The sequence below is a fragment of the Thermosphaera aggregans genome (assembly GCF_014962245.1).
In the GTDB taxonomy this organism is placed as follows: Archaea; Thermoproteota; Thermoprotei_A; order Sulfolobales; family Desulfurococcaceae; genus Thermosphaera; species Thermosphaera chiliense.
Genome location: NZ_CP063144.1, coordinates 1,138,655 through 1,156,080 on the forward strand (window position 1 = coordinate 1,138,655; position 17,426 = coordinate 1,156,080).

Here is a 17,426-nt window from a genome sequence, read left to right on the forward strand (position 1 = left end):
TCAGTGCCAGTCTGCGATGTGAATGTGGTCTTTAACCTCTATCAAGCATTCTCCATATATCTTATTCAGCACAACCTTAGTGACAACGTCTTGAGGTGCTCCGTAATAGGCCTGGCCGCTGCCAAGTACTAGGATCTTAGAGGTGTAAGGCATGAGGAGCATGGGGTCGTGTGAGCTTAAGATTACGAGTTTTTCATTGGATATTCGGCCAAAAAGATCAGCCATTATTTTCCTTCCCTCAGGGTCTATGTTGGAGAGTGGCTCGTCGAGGATTATGATTGGGGTGTCGAGCATTAATGTGCGAGCTATCATTAATCGCTGGAACTGGCCTCCTGAAAGCCTCGAAATCTTTGAAGCCCATAATTGCTCCTCGAGCCCGACTAGCTTCAATGCCTGCGCTATCCTATCGGAGCTGACTTTTCTCCCAAATACGCGGGGCCATTTACTGTTTAACCTCATGCAACACTCCATGAACTCGAAAACCGTTAGGGGGAGATTCCTAGGGATTTCAAACCTCTGTGGAAGATATGCGACCATCCCCTTCAATTTCTGGGTTGAACCAGTAACATCGTCATTATCTATGAGGATTCTGCCTTTGCTCGGCTTTAGCAATCCCAGGATCGTGAGGAAAAGGGTTGTTTTGCCAGCGCCGTTGGGGCCGATTACTTGGATCAAACCGGGGCCTTGGAATTCGGCTGTAAAGTTCTCTACGATTTTTTTCTCTCCACGTATAATGGTTAAATTTTCAAGCAAAATCTTCATGGTCATCCCTGTGCACAAATTATTTTAAAGGGTTTAAATTTATTTATGCACAATGTGGTGTTAGGGTTGAGAAAGGCTTTAATAGTATTCCTCATCATCGGCTTGATATGGCTGCCCTCGTACCATGGTGAAGATCAAGGATTAACCATTGTCGCAACGTTTTCAAGCCTTGTCCCAGATATTTCCCTAATCACGTGTCCCGGCGATACTGTCAAAGGCTTGATTCCAGCCGGAGTTGATCCCCATGAATACATGCTGACCCCTGATGATGTGAATTATTTGAAGAAAGCCGATGTGATCGTTTCAACGGCTCATACGCATGCTGAGTTGCAAATTAAGGAGCTTGTAAACGCTGGCGAGCTTGATGGACGCCTTGTAGAGGTTTCCAGTATTAGCGGAATTAGATTGTTGAAGAATCCTAACACTGGACAACCCAACTATCATGCTGTACTGTACGACCCATTAAACTACTTATTCTTTACATACAACCTTACAATGCTGTTTTCAGAACTAAACCCTTCAATGCGGGACTGCTACATGAGTAAATACGTAGCATTATACGAGAATGTTTTAAACACTATACTGGTTCACAGAGGAAAGTATGACACAATAGCTGTTGCAGATGCTCCATTATCCCAGTACGCTGTTGAATGGTTAGGAATCAAAGTAGTCAAGCTCGTTAAAGCAGAACACGATGCTGAAGCCTCATCGATGGATCTATTAGAAGTTGAAAAATTGATGCGGGAACGCTTGATTGGGTTGGTGATCGTGACGTATCCGCCAACCAAGACGTCGGAATACCTGGAGGAGCAAGCCTCATTACACGGGGTTCCTATATTGAAAGTTGAGTCGCCCTTAACCAATAATTCGTTTTTATCAAGATTGTCAAAACTCGTCTCGCAAAATCTAACACCCTTGGAAACCCGGGCTACATGTGAAAAGGGAAATGATTGGAGCAATGCCGCGGTATTGGCATTGTCAGGAATAACGGGTGCGATAGGCTTGGCTGCCGGGGTTTTGATAAAAAGCCGCGTCAGGGTGAGGGAGAGGTGAAGTTTAAAGAAACATATTTGACACTAGTTCTCCTGGTGACAATAACCTTAGTAGCTTCTGTGAGCTCAGCTTTAATCTTTGATCCGAGGAAAATAATCACGTATTTAATGATGGGTCTCACCTTTTCCCTGACCAGCATTATTGTTTACTATAGAAAAATGGAGTTTCTCGCCTCTAGCGCTACACATACGAGCCTTCTAGCAGTAATCACGGGTTTAATGCTGGAATCCCTCACGGGTGTTCAATTCCCGGTATGGTCTTTGTTAATCGGACTCTTCATTATCTACTTAGCGGGAGTATTGATCAGGAAGGGCTTAGACCCTAATAATACATCAGCAGTAATAGTAGCCTCAACCTCGGCTTTCAGCGTGATAGGGGGTTACCTGCTGATAACGCTATTCCCTGTCAGCTATAATTTAAACTCTCTTTTCCTCGGAGACCCCCTTCTACTATCCAGCAGAGACGTGTTGCTCGTGACTCTCGTTACAGTGGTGGTTTCAATTATTTTCGTCTTCTCAATATATGAAATACTTTCACTAGGTATTGACGAAGTGTCTGTGAAACTGCTAGGTTTGAAAACCGAGGTTTACGACATCCTCACCTACACCATTATCGGCTTAACAAGCATAGGGTTGCTAAGGGTTAGTGGATACATTCTTCAACACGTTTTAATACTCCTACCAGCAATAACCGCATCCTTCTACTCTAACAGCGGAAAAGAACTAATCCTCTACTCGATAACGCTTTCCCTATTCTCCTGTAGCATCGGATTCCTACTATCCCTATACTTCAACCTGAGCCCCACTGGCCTCACAGGAGTCGTCCTCGTGGTTTTCATGGTTCACGGGATCTTGAGGAGGTGGATTAAGTGAGTAAGAAAAGAAGGTTTGGAGTAAGCATACCTGTCAAAATGGCTGATTTAGTAGATGACTTGGCCCGGTTAAACTCTTGCGAGAGATCCCGTGTCATCGAGCACGCGTTAAACGAGTACCTGCATGAAAACCTTCACGTTGAAGTGGAAGAAAAACACTCCTGTATTTCAATTATAGTTGCAGTTTCTTCGAAACCTATCCCCTCAACCATTTTGGGGAAATACGTGGAAATAGTGAAAGCGTCAATGTACTATAAAACTGGTAATTCCCACATTAACATATTGATTATTGAAGGGAGTTCTGATACGATTTCCAAGCTTAGAAAGGAACTGGGGAAGACAACGGGTAGCTTGAGGCTTATTCCTCTGGAATCAATGGTTAGGAACCATGAGTAACGTTTACGCCTTTAAGCCCGTGAACGGGTACTGGTTCACCAGTTGGCTGGTCAACGCTTTGAGGAATAGGAATTCATGCTTAGAGGTCTCCCTAGATTTAGGTCTTACTCGTGAAAAAGTTTGTGTAAGTGGTAAAAAACTCCTGATTAGAGATATAGAGGTAGACTTTGACGCGATTACCCCCAGCGAGGAAGATAGGGTAGTTCTCTTAGAGAATGATAGAGCATATGAAATAGCTGTTTCAACCATGAAAGGGTATTACAAGTTAAAAGCGATTGGAATGGACCTGCCTCCCACACTAGAAATCAATGGAATACATATGCACAGGATTGTGGGCTTAAACCCTTGGGAAGATGCCTTGTTGAAAGCTAGTAAGGCAAGAGTTAGACGAGGCAACGTCGTACTAGATACTTGCACAGGGCTTGGATACACGGCGCTCGCATCTATTGAAAGAGGGGCTTCGAAAGTAGTATCTGCAGAGATTGATCCCAATGTTCTATGGATTGCTGAGAGGAATCCGTGGAGCAGGGGTCTGGGTGATAAAAGGATCACTATTGCAAACATTGATATTGTAAATCTAATTAGATATTTTGAAGACTCCTTCTTTGACAAAATAATTCATGACCCGCCCAGGTTCAGTGCTTCAACAGGTGACTTATACGGGTTAGATTTTTACAAAGAACTCTACAGGGTTATAAAACCAGGCGGTATCTTGTACCACTACACTGGATTACCCGGTTTCAAAACCAACTACAGTATTTTAAAAGGAATCAAGAACCGGTTGGAAAAAGCCGGCTTTATAAGAGTATACTTCGACCAGGAATCACAAGGCTTTATAGCCTGGAAACCCCTAATCACTAGTTAATTTATCTATGCTCTTGAAAACACCAGCGTCTAAGGACTTGTACTTCTTCTTCAAGTAATCTCTTATCCAGCCTGCCAGATTGAAAACTCCCATGTTGTATTCGAGGAAACCCCGTTTGATGAGGCTGGTGATGATTGTTAACAAGTCCCTTTCTATTACGGCATCATCGATTTCCCTGTATACCAGCTCCCCGCTCCTCGCCCTTTTCTTTATTTCCTCCCTTAGGTCAATTATTGCTATGATTTCTCCAACGCTTATGTTCTTCAGGAAGTACTCCATGATTAATTTCTCAATACTGTTCAAGGATAGTAATTCCCGTATGTCACGCTCGGATATAGTTGCTCACCCCTCAGTAATACCATGTGTTATAATATGTGTGCTCGTAAACCATAAACGCATTGTTTCTACGAGCCCTGCAGAAACCCTTAAACATGCATTTCTCGCACAAGGGTTTTTCACTTCTAATGCACACCATCCTCCCGTGCAACCAGAAGTGGTCATCAAGCTCCCAAACACTCCGCCCACTCTTCTCCGCTAGTAAGCCGTAGGCTTCTCTTACGACCATTCGAATCAAGACGTCATCGCTCATCGACACTTCTCTCATGTTCAATATATCGTTCCATAGTCTCCCGGAGACGACTACCATCCCTGTTCTCAACGCAATCCTTGTCAAGTGGTTGTCAACGGGTATGTAAGGCTTGTCAACGGGTTTAAACAACCCTCGGAAATGAAGAAACTTGGCGAGAAGCATTGATTTCTTCTCGACAGGGTCTTCGAAAGCCCTAAAAACTCTTAAAAAATCAGCGAAACCAGGGTTTATCCCATCACCGTGAAGCCTATTATTGCTTGCCTCGACCAGTGACGACACCCTCCCATCGTAGAGCTTAATTAGTTTCACGCCCAGATCCCGTAGGAGACGTGTTCTCAACTCAATGTCTACTGGGCGAGCGTTACCGATGCTCAACCATTTCTCAACCTCCTCCTCCCTAATTTTCGACAAGTACTCGGGAGCGAAGAAATCGGGGTTTTCATCGAATTTCATCTTGCCCAGCCGGTAGAGAAGATCGGCTCCCTTGTAGCAACCATCCTCTAGGCAGGCTTCGTACACTCGTCCAGGTCGACTCAGACGGTGATCCATTGCAACCATTACGGTGAGATATCTCAACACTTCCTCCTCACTATGGCTTCTGGAAGGATAGAATTTAGGGTTGAACAAGTCGAGTCTCTGCAAATTCTCACTACTTCTCTGAAGAATTCTCGACATTCTATCAATAACCAGCGTATCAATGCCTAATAATTCCATGAGCAGCTTACCCCACTTACTAATCACGCAGTTATTTTATTATATTCCTTCCAATACTATCTCATTAATCGTGATGATGGTAATGATGGAAGCGGAGAAAAACGTTTGCGAAGCCAGCTACTATCTTAACGGGTTCAGGGACCATGTGGTAAGCTGCGGTGAAGTAGTGATAAAAGGATTCGTAGACGCGGATCTGATCATAGGTCGAGACGTCGTTATCCTAGGAGGGGGAAGAATAACTCTCCTAGCAGGGGAGAACTGTTTTTTAATGCCTATCAAAAACCCGTTGCTTGTTGAAAAAGCATACTGCATAAACTTGGTGTCGATTGGCGGTAGGGGGCATGTTTGGATAAGCGAGTTGAACACACGTAGAGCTTACCTATTCAAAACCCATGTGCAGACTTTGACCACCGAGGAGGCATGGCTATCCAGACTAGCTAACGTGAAAACGCTTTCTAAAGCATCTAGGATTGTTTTCACATCACCTCACGCATATATTGAAAACATTATTTCCAAAGAGATTAGCACTGTTTACACGTATAAGCCGTATCACGATTTGAGTAGTGTTGAGGAAAAAGAAGAGTTAGGTTAAGCTTCTTATTTCCACGATTTTCTCGCGCAGGGTCATTAGGGTTTCGTAGATTTGAAACAATGTCCCGGGAGTTACCTTATCTCCTGAGTGAAGCCTTGACACAGTTCTCTCTAACTTGTCGATCAAATCTATTGCTTCCTCGATTCTCTCGCGAATTATGGTTTTTTCACCCTCCAACGCTCGCCTTTCCCTCCTTAAACGCTTCTTCAAACACTTTCATGTTTAACTCGAGGGCTTTCCCCTTGAATATGGCCTCTATGGCTTTTTCAACATCAGTCTTACCTATTAGATCCTCCAGGGCTGGGTTTACTCCCAGGCTGAATCCGAGGAGCGCGATGTTGGATGATATGGGTGTTCCCATAATTCTCTTACTGACGCCCTCCGCATCGTATAAGTAGACTCTTCCCAGCTTGCTTTTCAAGGCCTCGATCACGTCCTTCTTACCCGGGTACTTGGCTAAGGGAGGTGGTAGTATGAGATCGTTTACAACCATCACTGTATCCTTGTTAGCATACCTTACAGACCTCCCCGCTTCTAAGACCTCCATGGCAATGATATGGTGCGCTCCCCCGACAGGTATCACAGGCGAGTCTCCCTCACCTATTCTAACGTGGACGATGACGCTTCCACCTCTCTGACTCATACCGTGAACTTCGGCAACGGTAACGTTCAAGCCTGCCCTGATGCAAGCCTCACCTATTAATCTTCCCAGAGTGATTAAGCCTTGACCCCCGACTCCTGTTAAGACTAAATTAAACCGTCTACTCATTCACACCACCTACCATAGTTTTTCCCAATCCTGGGAGGGAGTGTTAGCAGTACTGATGGCTTTGAATGGACATATGCTCGCACATAGACCACAACCTGCGCATAAATCCTCAATAATAACTGGCTTCCTGCTGTCAGGGTCTACTACGAGCGCTGGACATGCTGATAGATTGACACAGGCCATGCACCCAGTACACTTCTCAGGGTCTACCTTGTAAACAGGAAGTACTGTCTTAGTCTTCCTAGCATCTCTCAAGACTTCGAGCGCGCAACGAGCCCTGGATATTATTGCAATGTTTTTCCCGCTCTTAAATTCCTCGAGAGCTTTCCCAAGGGTATTTATCGATTCTTTAACCTTCAAAGGATTGATTAGATAGGTTTCGAAGCCAACCGCTTTCAAAACATCCTCGGGCATGATCCTAGCCGTGGGCTCACCGACAGCTGTGACACCGGTGCCTGGATGGGGTTGATGCCCAGTCATAGCTGTTATCGAATTATCAAGGATCAATGGTATGGCTCTCCCTTTGTTGAAAACCAGGTTGATTACACCTGGGATACCGGCATGATAGAACGTGGAATCCCCTACCACCGCCACGATCGCCTCATCCACTACCTTGCTCAACCCATGGGCAACGCCTATCGCACCGCCCATTTCGAAACTAGTCATTTGGGTCTCGAAAGGCTTCTGGAACCCTAGAGTGTAGCAGCCGATGTCACCGGTGAATATAACATTCCTTATCCCAGCCTTGTTCAACGCTGTTTTCACGATATAGTAGCTACTCCTGTGGGGGCATCCCGGGCATAGAACGGGTGGGCGGGGAGGTATTGTAGGCTCTATTTTTAAATCGCCAACGCTTTCCCATATGCTCGGGTCGCACTTATCGAAGAATCTGCACAGCCCATTGTAAACAACCTGCAGGGAGAGCTCGTCGTTTTCCGGGACATACTCTTTACCATATATTTTGCAACCAAAACCTAGTTCTGATGAAATACTTTTCACCTGCTTCTCAACCACAGGGTCAAGTTCTTCAACAACTAATACTCTCTCCGCATTTCTCAACACTTCTTCAACAGGTTTCCTTGGAACAGGAACAGGCATATTGATTTTTAAAACAGTAACCTTTGACTCGAGGCCTAGAATTCTCAAAGCTTCTTCAACGTGAGAGTACGCTATTCCGCTAGCTATTATAACGTCTTTCATGCCTGGGTTTATAATTTTCGCGAAAGGCTCACCGGTATCATACTGAATCTTCCTCCAAACCTCTAAAAGCTTCATTTTAAGCTTCCTAGCATGTCCTGGGACAAGGACCCACCTGTCAATCGCTTTTTCGAAGACACCCTTACATACCGGTGATTCTGGAAGGTCCTCGTCAAGTGTTACGGGTTGCCTTGTATGGCTAATCCTTGTAGTCGTCCTCAAGATGATGGGGTGTCCATACTTTTCACTCAGTTTAAACGATTCTTTAGTGTAATAGTAGGCTTCCCTAGGGCTACTTGGCTCCACAACCGGGATGTGAGATATGAACCCATACCACCTGTTGTCCTGCTCGTTCTGACTGCTGTGATGACCTGGGTCATCAGCTGAAACCACTACGAATCCTGCCTTAACTCCCGCGTAGGCGCTGCTCATTAAAATATCTGCTGCCACATTTAATCCCACATGCTTCATCGCTGTTAGACTCTTAACCCCTGAAATCGCTGCAGCATAGGCTGTTTCAAACGCTACTTTCTCGTTAACGCTCCATTCAACCCAGATCTTCAAATCCTTAGCAACTTCTGAGAGTGTCTCAACTATTTCAGTTGAAGGTGTTCCCGGATAGGCAGCGGCCATGCATATTCCAGACTCCAGTGCTCCTCTAGCAATAGCCTCGTTCCCCATTAACAGAACCGTTTCGCCTTTCCTCGCGAGGATGGGGTTCATCAATAATCACGCAATAATCTTAATGAAGAGTTGGGTTAATGAATATTTCTTTTACATAGTGGGATTAATTAGTGATAAAGTTTAAATATTTAGATTCCCACTAATTAATATATGGTGATAATATGGTTAAAGGGAAAATAGTGTACGAGGATTTCGATCTAGTTGTAGAGATAGCTCCTCGAGATAGTGAGCTCCCAGAAATGGTATTAAACGCTATTAGGAACAAGGGGAGACCGTTGTTCTTCGACGAATTGGTGAAAGAGTTCAGCGGTATTGCAGGAGAGGACAGGGTTAGAAGAGCTGTCAACCACCTCTTAGCGTTGAAAATGATAGTTGAATACCCGGATGGAAGCTTAGGAACTCCAGGCATGAAATGGGAGCCTAGGGCTGGTAAGAAGAGACGCAGGAAGAGAACTCCACGTTTAATGACGGATATTGAAGAAGGCAAAACTTACTACAAAACTCCTATTCATTAAATCTTTTTTACCTCACCCTTTTCTTCCCATGGGTATCAAATACCGTAACTCCCTTCCCCTGAGCACATTTTTCAAATCCTTCCAAGACTACGCCGTAACGCTCCTGTAGTTCACATATAAAATCCTCTGGAACTATTGCAAGAGCATTCCTACTGGTTTGGATAGAGTACGCTTTTGATAAAAGCGGTGAAACCTTTGCCTCCTCCACCACAACATCTAAGTATACTGGGAGTCTTGTAGTATTTACGAAGCCTCTCTGTCTTTTAACACCATACTTATCTATGAAAAATTCTCCCACTTTTATCCCATCCGTGCAGACACCCTTATTATCGCATTCAATAGGCTTTATCTCTTCCGCGAGAATCTGCTCCAGCAATTCATCTGCAAGCGGTTTAGAGGTTTTTACCGATGACACCTCTTTGCTAGATTCTTCCTCGACTAGGCTTCTCGTTTTTGATTGACCTGTTCTAGATTCAACCAATTCTAGAATATGCTTTGCCACGTCTTCTTCAACACTAGACTCTGATGGTTTCAACTGCTCACTAACATTCCCGACAGGTTTTTTCTCGGAATCCTCCTGCGTGTTTTTCTTGAAAAACTCGGTAAGCTTCCTACTCCGCGGCTTTTCACGCTGCGACAATTTCTCACATTCTTAAATAATGTCTACAAGGTAATTTAAAAATGGTGAGAAAATGCTGATGACTCCACGGATTTTGCTAATGCTTGCGCTGGGCTTGCTCCTATTGTCCATAATCCTGTCATTTCTAGGAAGCTATGAAAGCATAAACGTTGTTGAAGGCGCTAAAAATATTGAAGTAAGTGGAATGTCATTCTACACTCTCAGCATGCTCATACAGGATCCTAGAGTGTTTAATGCTAGAAGAGTAGAATTCGAATTCCTTAATGAAGGGGCAAACCCGGTCAACATAACTTTCAAAGCCAATGAAACCATCATACATTCCACAGTCTTACCAGCTGGAGGATCTGGTTCTTTCCAGTTAACAAGCCTTAATGTTTTCGAGAACGTGATTGTATTTGACTCGGCTGGAGCACGGGTAAGGGTGGACTACAAGCTTGAAACCGCCTCCCTCCCGTACGCGGGTTTATCCATTCTCGCCTTGATATTGTTAGTTATCGGCACCATCCTCCTCATCCAATACGTTGCAGTGAAAGTTTCGTTGAAAACAGAAAAATAAATATAAAAGCTCTTGGATTATTAAAGAAGCTTGGGGCCCGTAGCTCAGCCTGGTAGAGCGGCGGGCTCTTAACCCGTAGGTCCCGGGTTCAAATCCCGGCGGGCCCGCTACCTCTTTTCTTAACGGTGAAGGATGCTTGCTACGGAAACTATTCCCAGAGATGGAGAGCCTCGAAATATACGTTATACCTGGCACGCCATTCCTCTACTTTTCAAGGAGAAAGACCTTGGTAATGGCTGACTTACACTTAGGCTTTGAGGAGGCGGCTGCGAGAGGGTTGGAGTATTCTTTGCGTGGAAAAAGCGGTTACTCAGGCATTTTCCTACCGAGAATCCAGTTCAGGAAAATTCTCGAGATGTTGAACTATGTTCTAGAGCACATCAGCGTGGAAAGAGTAATCGTTAACGGGGATTTGAAACACGCTTTTGACAGGTTGCTTAGACAGGAGAAAATAGAGGTTAGGAGTCTACTCAAGCATTTTAAAGAGCGAGGTATAAGCGAGTTCCTGCTAGTAAGAGGGAATCACGACAATTTTGTGAGAAACATAGTTAAAGGTGAAGGCGGAAACATAGCCAACGCCCTTAGCGTTCCTGAAAACAATGCTCAAGTCTTCATTACCCACGGACATGAGTATTTTCCCTCGGAAGAATACAACATAGTGGTAATTGGTCACGAGCATCCCAGCTTGAAGTGTTTCGGAGGAAGAAGGTTTCCTGTCTTCCAGAAAATACCTCTAGACAAAGATAAGTGGTTGGTGATAATGCCTGCTACAGGACCATATCATCCAGGAACACAGGTTTCACCCAACCCTGACGACTACTTATCACCCTATGTTAAAAAAGCAGGGCTCCTTTACAAGTCGAAAATCCTTTTGTGGATTGAAATAGAGAAGGGTGAGGAAATCGTTGAGCAAATGTCTACAGTGCTTGAATCCCCTCTCCTCAGAATAGACCGCCTGGTATTCGGGGGTAAGGAATACGCATTAATAGAGTTTGCAGATTTAGAAACAGCCTCTATACTATGCTCTTACGAGTAAGGATTCCTTGTTAAACTCAGTTAATCGACCCATCATCACTGTTCAGATTATGTCGGCTTCAGCATTCACGTAAAATATTGTGTTTATCACTTAAAATGATTAACCATGATGCGGAAAGTTTTATAATGTTAGAAGAAGAGGATTGGATGAAACAGCGCGTTAGCTGGATCATTATCAAACATCTACAATAGGTTTCGCTGAACTCTCTATGCTTCAAGGATTCGCCGCTCCTGGAGTTTCCTGTAAAGCTGGTTAACCATCCTACCATTCACGTATTTACCGTGAGGTCTAAGACCCCCTTCGAAATTTCTGGGAATATGGAGGAGCTCGTGTATCAATACTTTATCCTTCTCCTCCTCTGTAAGCTTGTCATATCTCTCCGAAATCAACTCTATAATGTAGAAGGGTTTAATCCCCATCGCGAACGCGTAAATGCGTGGGAAACCGTGGATTCGGGCAAGAGCTCTGGACTTGCTTCCTACCGATCGGACGACCACTATTCTTTTCAAATCTATATAATTAAACTCGGGCTGTAAAGTTTTCACAATCTTTCTTATTCTTTCAAAAACATCCTCAGCATGGAAATATTTTATCAATGCCTGCACCAGGGCTCCTTGTATGTTAATCAAAGTATTAAAGAATCCTCCCCAGAGTCAGCCCCCCCGTGTTCGTTAACACGTACTGCACTTTAAACAGTGTCTTAGGAATGTGAGGCTGGCTAAAAGGTTACTTTGTAAACCATGTTTTAACATTTATTAAGAGTTAGAAGAGTTATCCAAAAAAGGTGACAATAATGTGGTTGTTGTTTTACGATATAGGCTGGTTTATGGCTACGATCATCGCCTACGCTATTGGCTTCATTGCCCTTATGCTTCTGGCAGGGCTCGTAGCGCCAAAAATTGCTAGGAAGCTGACAAACAGGTTCTCACTCTATACATCAATGTACCTTGCAGGAGCACTAGCAGTGTTCTCAGGAATCGCCGGTCTCGTGCTTATATTTACAGCCCTAGCCGAGGTCGCCGGGTTCGCTGTTTCAGCACTGTTTATTGCCGGGTTCGCAGTATTCATTTTAATAATCAATCTACTATCATACCTGTTCTCACCGCTAATGATTAATCTAGCATACGGAGCCAAGCCTGACGCGGAGTTGCAGGGAATTGTTAACCGCGTAGCTGAAAAAGCAGGCTTCAAGAAGGCTCCCAAGGCAGTCGTGGTTAGAGGACCTCCTAACGCGTTCGCATACGGTAATCTATTACTAGGCAAGTACGTAGCGGTTTCAACAGAGATGTTGAGAATAACTAATAGAGAGGAGTTGGAAGCGGTCATAGGGCACGAACTAGGGCATCACAAGCACAGGGATAATGCTTTAATGCTGTTCATGGGGATATTCCCCAGCCTCATATACTATCTCGGTGTTATGCTGATACGGGCTGGCATACTCACCGGTGTTTCAAGACTATCATCCAGAGATCGCAGGGGAGGCGGGGGAGTGTTCTTAATGCTGGTGGGCGTTGCCGCGGTCGTTTTAAGCTTTATTGTTCAAATCCTAGTTCTCGCTTTCAGCCGGTTAAGAGAGTACTATGCAGACGCTCATGGAGCGAAAGTATCATCTCCGAGAAGCATGCAACGGGCTCTTGCGAAACTGCACCTGTATTACAACTACTATGAGAGAGGGTATGAGCAGTTATCGAATAGTAAGTTGAAGACGCTTTTCATATATGCTTTAACAGAGACCCTGGCCAACCCGTTCTACCACTACATGCCGCCGCCTCCGAGAGACTTCAACACGGATGTTGACCAGGTTATAGAGGAGTTGAAGAGAAAGGAGGAGGGAGGCTTCAAGGAGATAATGAGCACCCACCCGCCAATACCGAAGAGGCTCAGATTCCTTGATTATGTTGGATTCCGCCCGGTTAGGATAGAAGAATACGTTTAGCCTCAGCATTCGACGCGGAGAATGTTACCTCCTTTTTTCTTCAAATCTTTCAGGATTTTCACCGCTCTCCTTCTTCCTGGAGTGGCGTGATATGCCTCCCTCCTGTTTGAGGCCGGCTTGCCTGAAACATAGTCGTAAACAACTACTATTGTGACCCCAACTCCGTAACTGTTAACCCGGTTTTTCAGGTTTTCCAAGTCCTTGACTACCGAGCCCACCTCCTCGCATCCGAAAGGTATCTCTATCAATGCTTCCTCGGTTCCTCTCCCATAGTCAAGCCCGTAAACTACTACCCCCCTGTATTTAATGGCGAAGTCTTCTACAAGTCTCGTAAGCTCACCTGTCACGCTGTTAGGGACATACGGGTTTAACCCTTTCTCCATAGTGTATTCTTCGAAGCGATCTAGATCGATTAGGACTATTAATCCGGGCGTCATCTTGGAAAAGTGTTCAGAGTGAGCTGTAAGGTCATCATCCCTAGTAGGGTCCATGTGGCTGCCCACTTCATCACTAAAAAATAGTATCGTATAATACTCTTATAATTCCTCCCTAATCCCTGCGATACATCCTAGCTCGAGAAGCTGGTTTCCGATATTCACAACAGCCCTTTCTACTTCAACCTCTTCTTTCGCGCCTGTTATTACCATTTTCCCGCTACTAAATATCAAGAGGACAACTCTGGGATTCCTCATCCTATGAATAAGCCCGGGAAACTGCTCTGGCTCATACATGCTGTCTTCGAGAAGGTACGCAGCCTTCTCTAAGTGGACGTAAGCTCCAATATCTCCACTCGCAACTATATTTTGAATTTGTATCCTAGGCTTACCGGTAACCTTGATATCATATCTCAGTAACACCTTAATCATTCTCTTAACTGCTTCGATTAACTGTTGAGTGCTTTTAGCACCTGTTACAACCATTTTACCGGATTTAAAAATAAGGGCTGTTGTCTTAGGGTTGTCAAGCCTGAAGATTAAGCCGGGAAACTGATCCGGCTTATACGTGATAGCTGGGATACGTGTTTCAATAAGTTCAAGGTCAAGCTCATGCTCCAATATTACGGTAGCGACAATGTTCTCTATTTTATAGCTTGGTTTTAAAACAGCTCCACTACTCATGAAAACCCCCTGATGAATTTATTTATAAACCCCCGGGTTTAAAAAGGTCTAAAACCCTGTGAAGACCCAAATAAGCTTAAGCAGCACGGGTGTGAGGAAAGCGTAAGCTATTAGAAGCAGTGCCGACTCTACATAGGACTTCCTTACAAGTTGCTCGAGTTGAAAAGCCGAATCGCCGAGTAGCTTCACGTTCAGGTTTTCCTTAATCACACATAGTTTTCCACCGGGTTCAATATTTTTAAAACGCTCCAGCTGAGCCTCCAAGTCTCTTCTCAAGCTATCACTATAGTGGACGGGGATATATGTTATATTGGCTCTAATCCCTGTCTCCGTGTGCTCATCGTTTGTTAAAACTTCAGCAATCACTTCTCCACCCAGGCTATTCCTTATCAATTCAACTAAGGTGTCACGTAGTCCTGGCTCCATGTTATTACCGCGCAGTAGAAGCAGTACTAGCTTCTCGTAGTTTAAACTCCATATTTGAAGGAGACATGCTTCACCGTCAATGAGTCCAGGTGCATCAGTTTTAAAGCAGAGATGCTTAATCAATGGTTTCTCCGGCCTCCTGCTCCTCATTTTTTCAACCAAGCCGAGAGATTCCTCAAGAGCTTCCCCTAGTTCTTCGAAATCCATCTCCTCCTGTCTCTCCCAATTATGCGCGTCAACTAGTATTACGTCCCCGAGCCCAAGGTTTTTAGCTTTTAACGCATACTCGACCTGTAGCTCGTAAGGTAGGTCATCTATTCCTTTAACGGGACGTGAAACTATTAGGAAAGCAACCTTGTCGAATACTATTCCAGTTATCTCCCAGTAATCCCTGCTTCTCGCTTTGAAAGAGCCATGGTATTTTAATTCTTCTTCACAATCCTCAAGGATGACCGTCTCTAAACGAGAAAGATAGTCTTTAACGTATTTTGAGCTGACAATATTTCTATCGTGTGAACCAAACCCGTGGAGAAGGTAAACATCTAATCCCAGCTTACTGTAAGCATCCCTGATCAGCAGAGGTAGTTGACTACTTCCCGTGTTGGAGAACGGGCCGTAGTGAAGATCAGTATATAATAGTGCAAAGCTGTTCGTTCTCAAAATGTAGGAAGTCACATTATGGTAGACCCCTAGGCTATCGAAGACTTTTTCTATTTCCCTGTCACCGTTTAGCCAGTTTCGTAGGAATAGGGATCCAAGGTCAGGGGCTTTAAAACCGTTAATCCTGTGTCTCCCCATGACAGCGTAAACTGTTAGATCCAGGAGCACGATCAGTAGAAGGGAAAACGAGAGGGAAGAAATGTAAATACTGGGGAACTCGAGAATTGCCTGGTCTATGAGGAGAAGAGTAACTAGTGGTGGAAGTACAGCGACTATGTAACGCCACCACCTGGTTCCATCAAGACCTTGGATAACAATGGTTAACAGTATTGCTGACGAAATAGTTGAAACCCTCCAGTCCCTGAGCAACACATAGTTTATGAGAGAGTATATCAGCACCGTGAGAGACAACCCCACTCTTCTCTTCAGCTTGTGGAAAACGGTGTTTTTAGTAATTCTCCTATAAACCTCCAAAACAACTAGTGTTATGATTGTATTAGTGATGAATGGGATTGACTCGTCCCGGAGGAGTGCAACAGTTAAAAGTAAAACTCCTATTATACTCGCGGCTGAGATTTTCCAGTGGGGTAGCGAGAAGAGTATTGAATAGTACTTACCCACAGCCGTCTTCGGGCGGTACAATCCCATTACAGCACACCCTTCGAGTCAAGAATCCACGCGATTCTAAACATAACTAAGAATGCTACTATTATGAGGGATAGAACACTGCCAGCCCAGGTAGTGAGAGCTAAATACATTAAAAGTGCTCCTACAAGGATGGCAACCCCGGTTATAGCCGACTCTACAAGAACGTAGAAGATTACTATCAAAATTATCATAACCAGTAGTGAAGTGGAGGAAATCCGCGGGATGTTCAGGAGCCCTGTTAAAAAATACCATGCAGCCAAACCTGATAGGAAGCTCAACGATGCCTTGAAAATCCACCAACCAATCAAAACTCCTATTATAAACATGAGAAGAAAAACTACGAGTCCGCCGCCCACGCCTGAAACCATGGTTGCGAGAACGAACCCCGCCGCCCCGAGGAAGCCTCCGAAGCCTATGCCCACTATTAGCTTAACAATACTCTTACCTCCGAACAAAAGTACAAAACCATACACGAATAGGAAAAACGCTGCAACCGGGTCAATCACAAAATCTGTCATTCCACCCGCCTTGACACCTTACCTGAATGTTAATTGATAATAAGAAGATTTTATTATTTAACAGGATTTGGTTCATCAAGTTAAATCGCCGCAGGTGCAGAACGCCTCCTGGAGGATGTTGTGAAGACTCCTCAAGCTCTCCATGTCATGAATCGACACCATAACGGCTCTTAAAGCCCCCTTTGTTTTCATAGCTATCTGGATCAGCTCTGGGATTATCTCGCTTTGCAATCCTTCTATGAGGTTTTCTTTCGAGGCCAAGGCGCCAGGATCCTCGATCAACTCTTTCAGCAAAGATATGTTGCGTGCCATGTCGGCCTTGCTTATGATTGGAACGGTTAACAAGCCCGTCTTCACCTGGATTAACACGTACATAAACCACGAGGTTATAGCGTCTGGGACGTTACTAATTATAGAGGCGTCTATCAAGTACCCTACTACTAGATTAGTCCTACGAGAAATCTTTGCCAGGAATTCTCTCGCCTCGGGCTGGAAGATGAAAGCTTCCAGCTGACCTGGAGTATCGATTAAGACGTAATCCCATTTATCGAGATTCGAGAACGGTTCTTCGCACATGATTTCATCGGTTAGATGAGACATCATTTCGGCGGATTTAAGGAAGGCTGCGTTCGGGCCTACCCCGTATTTTTTCATCAAATCCGTTAGCGTGAAGTACTTCCTTATATCAAATACTGGGATATACGGTAACGCATCAACCCCTGGATCTAGATTCACACAGGCCACTCTTGCAAGCAAACTAGTTCTAAGCCACTTAGAGTAATGAGCCACAATACTGGTTTTCCCGCTACCAGCCATTCCAGCGAAAACAATAACCGATACCAATTACTCCCCCCATCCCTAGCGTGACAATTTGTTTTGAG

22 protein-coding genes and 1 tRNA gene are annotated in these 17,426 nt (G+C 44.5%); 10 read left to right on the plus strand and 13 right to left on the minus strand.

Annotated features, from left to right (window positions below):
• Entirely contained in the window at window positions 1-768 is a 768-nt protein-coding gene (locus IMZ38_RS06345; protein ID WP_227410850.1) for a metal ABC transporter ATP-binding protein, read from the minus strand.
• Window positions 769-828: 60 nt separating this feature from the next.
• On the opposite strand from IMZ38_RS06345, the gene IMZ38_RS06350 reads away from it, so the two are divergent.
• Genes IMZ38_RS06350 through IMZ38_RS06365 form a run of 4 tightly spaced genes read left to right on the plus strand, consistent with a single transcriptional unit; the run spans window position 829 to window position 3,947 of the window.
• Window positions 829-1,815: a metal ABC transporter substrate-binding protein gene (locus IMZ38_RS06350; RefSeq protein WP_193436037.1), complete on the plus strand. Its 987-nt coding sequence runs from the start codon at window positions 829-831 to the stop codon at window positions 1,813-1,815.
• Window positions 1,812-2,687, plus strand: coding sequence for a metal ABC transporter permease (locus tag IMZ38_RS06355; protein ID WP_193436038.1), 876 nt, complete (start codon window positions 1,812-1,814; stop codon window positions 2,685-2,687). The genes IMZ38_RS06350 and IMZ38_RS06355 overlap by 4 nt, the downstream gene beginning before the upstream one ends.
• Window positions 2,684-3,082 carry a CopG family ribbon-helix-helix protein gene (locus IMZ38_RS06360; RefSeq protein WP_193436039.1) on the plus strand — a complete coding sequence of 133 codons (399 nt, stop codon included), beginning with the start codon at window positions 2,684-2,686 and terminating at the stop codon, window positions 3,080-3,082. Before IMZ38_RS06355 ends, IMZ38_RS06360 begins: the two co-directional genes overlap by 4 nt.
• The gene (locus tag IMZ38_RS06365; protein ID WP_193436040.1) at window positions 3,075-3,947 is read left to right on the plus strand and encodes a class I SAM-dependent methyltransferase; all 873 of its coding nucleotides are present in this window, start codon (window positions 3,075-3,077) and stop codon (window positions 3,945-3,947) included. Before IMZ38_RS06360 ends, IMZ38_RS06365 begins: the two co-directional genes overlap by 8 nt.
• Here IMZ38_RS06365 and IMZ38_RS06370 read toward each other — a convergent pair.
• The gene (locus IMZ38_RS06370; protein ID WP_413743234.1) at window positions 3,933-4,250 is read right to left on the minus strand and encodes a PolB1-binding protein PBP2 family protein; all 318 of its coding nucleotides are present in this window, start codon (window positions 4,248-4,250) and stop codon (window positions 3,933-3,935) included. The two genes, IMZ38_RS06365 and IMZ38_RS06370, sit on opposite strands and share 15 nt — an antisense overlap.
• A 46-nt stretch (window positions 4,251-4,296) precedes the next feature.
• A complete protein-coding gene (locus IMZ38_RS06375) occupies window positions 4,297-5,277 on the minus strand; it encodes an iron-sulfur cluster loop (protein WP_319637039.1) in 981 nt (326 codons plus the stop codon).
• Window positions 5,278-5,323: 46 nt separating this feature from the next.
• On the opposite strand from IMZ38_RS06375, the gene IMZ38_RS06380 reads away from it, so the two are divergent.
• Window positions 5,324-5,842: a hypothetical protein gene (locus tag IMZ38_RS06380; RefSeq protein ID WP_193436042.1), complete on the plus strand. Its 519-nt coding sequence runs from the start codon at window positions 5,324-5,326 to the stop codon at window positions 5,840-5,842.
• On the opposite strand, the gene IMZ38_RS06385 is transcribed toward IMZ38_RS06380, so the two are convergent.
• Genes IMZ38_RS06385 through iorA form a run of 3 tightly spaced genes read right to left on the minus strand, consistent with a single transcriptional unit; the run spans window position 5,834 to window position 8,531 of the window.
• Entirely contained in the window at window positions 5,834-6,019 is a 186-nt protein-coding gene (locus IMZ38_RS06385; protein ID WP_193436043.1) for a hypothetical protein, read from the minus strand. The genes IMZ38_RS06380 and IMZ38_RS06385 overlap by 9 nt on opposite strands.
• Entirely contained in the window at window positions 6,009-6,611 is a 603-nt protein-coding gene (locus tag IMZ38_RS06390; protein WP_193436044.1) for an indolepyruvate oxidoreductase subunit beta, read from the minus strand. The genes IMZ38_RS06385 and IMZ38_RS06390 overlap by 11 nt, the downstream gene beginning before the upstream one ends.
• A gap of 9 nt (window positions 6,612-6,620) precedes the next feature.
• The gene (gene iorA, locus IMZ38_RS06395; protein ID WP_193436045.1) at window positions 6,621-8,531 is read right to left on the minus strand and encodes an indolepyruvate ferredoxin oxidoreductase subunit alpha; all 1,911 of its coding nucleotides are present in this window, start codon (window positions 8,529-8,531) and stop codon (window positions 6,621-6,623) included.
• Between the two features lie 122 nt (window positions 8,532-8,653).
• Here iorA and IMZ38_RS06400 point away from each other — a divergent pair, with 122 nt between their 5' ends.
• A complete protein-coding gene (locus IMZ38_RS06400; RefSeq protein ID WP_193436046.1) occupies window positions 8,654-9,007 on the plus strand; it encodes a hypothetical protein in 354 nt (117 codons plus the stop codon).
• Window positions 9,008-9,014: 7 nt separating this feature from the next.
• On the opposite strand, the gene IMZ38_RS06405 is transcribed toward IMZ38_RS06400, so the two are convergent.
• Window positions 9,015-9,647: a hypothetical protein gene (locus tag IMZ38_RS06405; protein ID WP_193436047.1), complete on the minus strand. Its 633-nt coding sequence runs from the start codon at window positions 9,645-9,647 to the stop codon at window positions 9,015-9,017.
• A 52-nt stretch (window positions 9,648-9,699) separates the two neighbouring features.
• Between IMZ38_RS06405 and IMZ38_RS06410 the strand changes: the two genes are divergently transcribed.
• The 3 genes from IMZ38_RS06410 (at window position 9,700) to IMZ38_RS06420 (ending at window position 11,239) form a co-directional block, all read left to right on the plus strand.
• Window positions 9,700-10,203 (plus strand): hypothetical protein, encoded by a 504-nt coding sequence (locus tag IMZ38_RS06410; protein WP_193436048.1) that lies wholly within the window; start codon window positions 9,700-9,702, stop codon window positions 10,201-10,203.
• A gap of 33 nt (window positions 10,204-10,236) precedes the next feature.
• Window positions 10,237-10,310 (plus strand) — tRNA-Lys (locus IMZ38_RS06415).
• A gap of 29 nt (window positions 10,311-10,339) precedes the next feature.
• Window positions 10,340-11,239, plus strand: coding sequence for a metallophosphoesterase (locus tag IMZ38_RS06420; RefSeq protein ID WP_227410851.1), 900 nt, complete (start codon window positions 10,340-10,342; stop codon window positions 11,237-11,239).
• Between the two features lie 206 nt (window positions 11,240-11,445).
• Here the strand turns inward: IMZ38_RS06420 and IMZ38_RS06425 are convergent, their stop codons facing one another.
• Window positions 11,446-11,835 (minus strand): putative metallopeptidase, encoded by a 390-nt coding sequence (locus IMZ38_RS06425; protein WP_193436049.1) that lies wholly within the window; start codon window positions 11,833-11,835, stop codon window positions 11,446-11,448.
• 197 nt (window positions 11,836-12,032) lie between these two features.
• Between IMZ38_RS06425 and IMZ38_RS06430 the strand changes: the two genes are divergently transcribed.
• Window positions 12,033-13,175 (plus strand): M48 family metalloprotease, encoded by a 1,143-nt coding sequence (locus IMZ38_RS06430; RefSeq protein ID WP_193436050.1) that lies wholly within the window; start codon window positions 12,033-12,035, stop codon window positions 13,173-13,175.
• Between the two features lie 2 nt (window positions 13,176-13,177).
• On the opposite strand, the gene IMZ38_RS06435 is transcribed toward IMZ38_RS06430, so the two are convergent.
• The 5 genes from IMZ38_RS06435 to IMZ38_RS06455 form a co-directional block, all read right to left on the minus strand.
• Window positions 13,178-13,678 carry a hypothetical protein gene (locus tag IMZ38_RS06435; protein ID WP_227410852.1) on the minus strand — a complete coding sequence of 167 codons (501 nt, stop codon included), beginning with the start codon at window positions 13,676-13,678 and terminating at the stop codon, window positions 13,178-13,180.
• 33 nt (window positions 13,679-13,711) lie between these two features.
• Entirely contained in the window at window positions 13,712-14,293 is a 582-nt protein-coding gene (locus IMZ38_RS06440; RefSeq protein WP_193436051.1) for a TATA-box-binding protein, read from the minus strand.
• Between the two features lie 48 nt (window positions 14,294-14,341).
• Complete coding sequence (locus IMZ38_RS06445; RefSeq protein ID WP_193436052.1) at window positions 14,342-16,027, minus strand: DUF2070 family protein; 1,686 nt, start codon at window positions 16,025-16,027, stop codon at window positions 14,342-14,344.
• A complete protein-coding gene (locus tag IMZ38_RS06450) occupies window positions 16,027-16,545 on the minus strand; it encodes a hypothetical protein (RefSeq protein WP_193436053.1) in 519 nt (172 codons plus the stop codon). The genes IMZ38_RS06445 and IMZ38_RS06450 overlap by 1 nt, the downstream gene beginning before the upstream one ends.
• A gap of 75 nt (window positions 16,546-16,620) precedes the next feature.
• On the minus strand, window positions 16,621-17,388 hold the full coding sequence (locus IMZ38_RS06455) for an ATP/GTP-binding protein (protein ID WP_193436054.1): 768 nt from the start codon (window positions 17,386-17,388) through the stop codon (window positions 16,621-16,623).
• Window positions 17,389-17,426: the final 38 nt, after the last annotated feature.

Bases quoted from the DNA above. Each gene is read 5' to 3' on its own strand.
- IMZ38_RS06345 (WP_227410850.1), bottom strand. From the start codon at position 768: ATGACCATGAAGATTTTGCTTGAAAATTTAACCATTATACGTGGAGAG.
- IMZ38_RS06365 (WP_193436040.1), top strand. From the start codon at position 3,075: ATGAGTAACGTTTACGCCTTTAAGCCCGTGAACGGGTACTGGTTCACC.
- IMZ38_RS06380 (WP_193436042.1), top strand. From the start codon at position 5,324: ATGATGGTAATGATGGAAGCGGAGAAAAACGTTTGCGAAGCCAGCTAC.
- IMZ38_RS06390 (WP_193436044.1), bottom strand. From the start codon at position 6,611: ATGAGTAGACGGTTTAATTTAGTCTTAACAGGAGTCGGGGGTCAAGGC.
- iorA (WP_193436045.1), bottom strand. From the start codon at position 8,531: ATGAACCCCATCCTCGCGAGGAAAGGCGAAACGGTTCTGTTAATGGGG.
- IMZ38_RS06400 (WP_193436046.1), top strand. From the start codon at position 8,654: ATGGTTAAAGGGAAAATAGTGTACGAGGATTTCGATCTAGTTGTAGAG.
- IMZ38_RS06410 (WP_193436048.1), top strand. From the start codon at position 9,700: ATGCTGATGACTCCACGGATTTTGCTAATGCTTGCGCTGGGCTTGCTC.
- IMZ38_RS06430 (WP_193436050.1), top strand. From the start codon at position 12,033: ATGTGGTTGTTGTTTTACGATATAGGCTGGTTTATGGCTACGATCATC.
- IMZ38_RS06440 (WP_193436051.1), bottom strand. From the start codon at position 14,293: ATGAGTAGTGGAGCTGTTTTAAAACCAAGCTATAAAATAGAGAACATT.
- IMZ38_RS06445 (WP_193436052.1), bottom strand. From the start codon at position 16,027: ATGGGATTGTACCGCCCGAAGACGGCTGTGGGTAAGTACTATTCAATA.
- IMZ38_RS06450 (WP_193436053.1), bottom strand. From the start codon at position 16,545: ATGACAGATTTTGTGATTGACCCGGTTGCAGCGTTTTTCCTATTCGTG.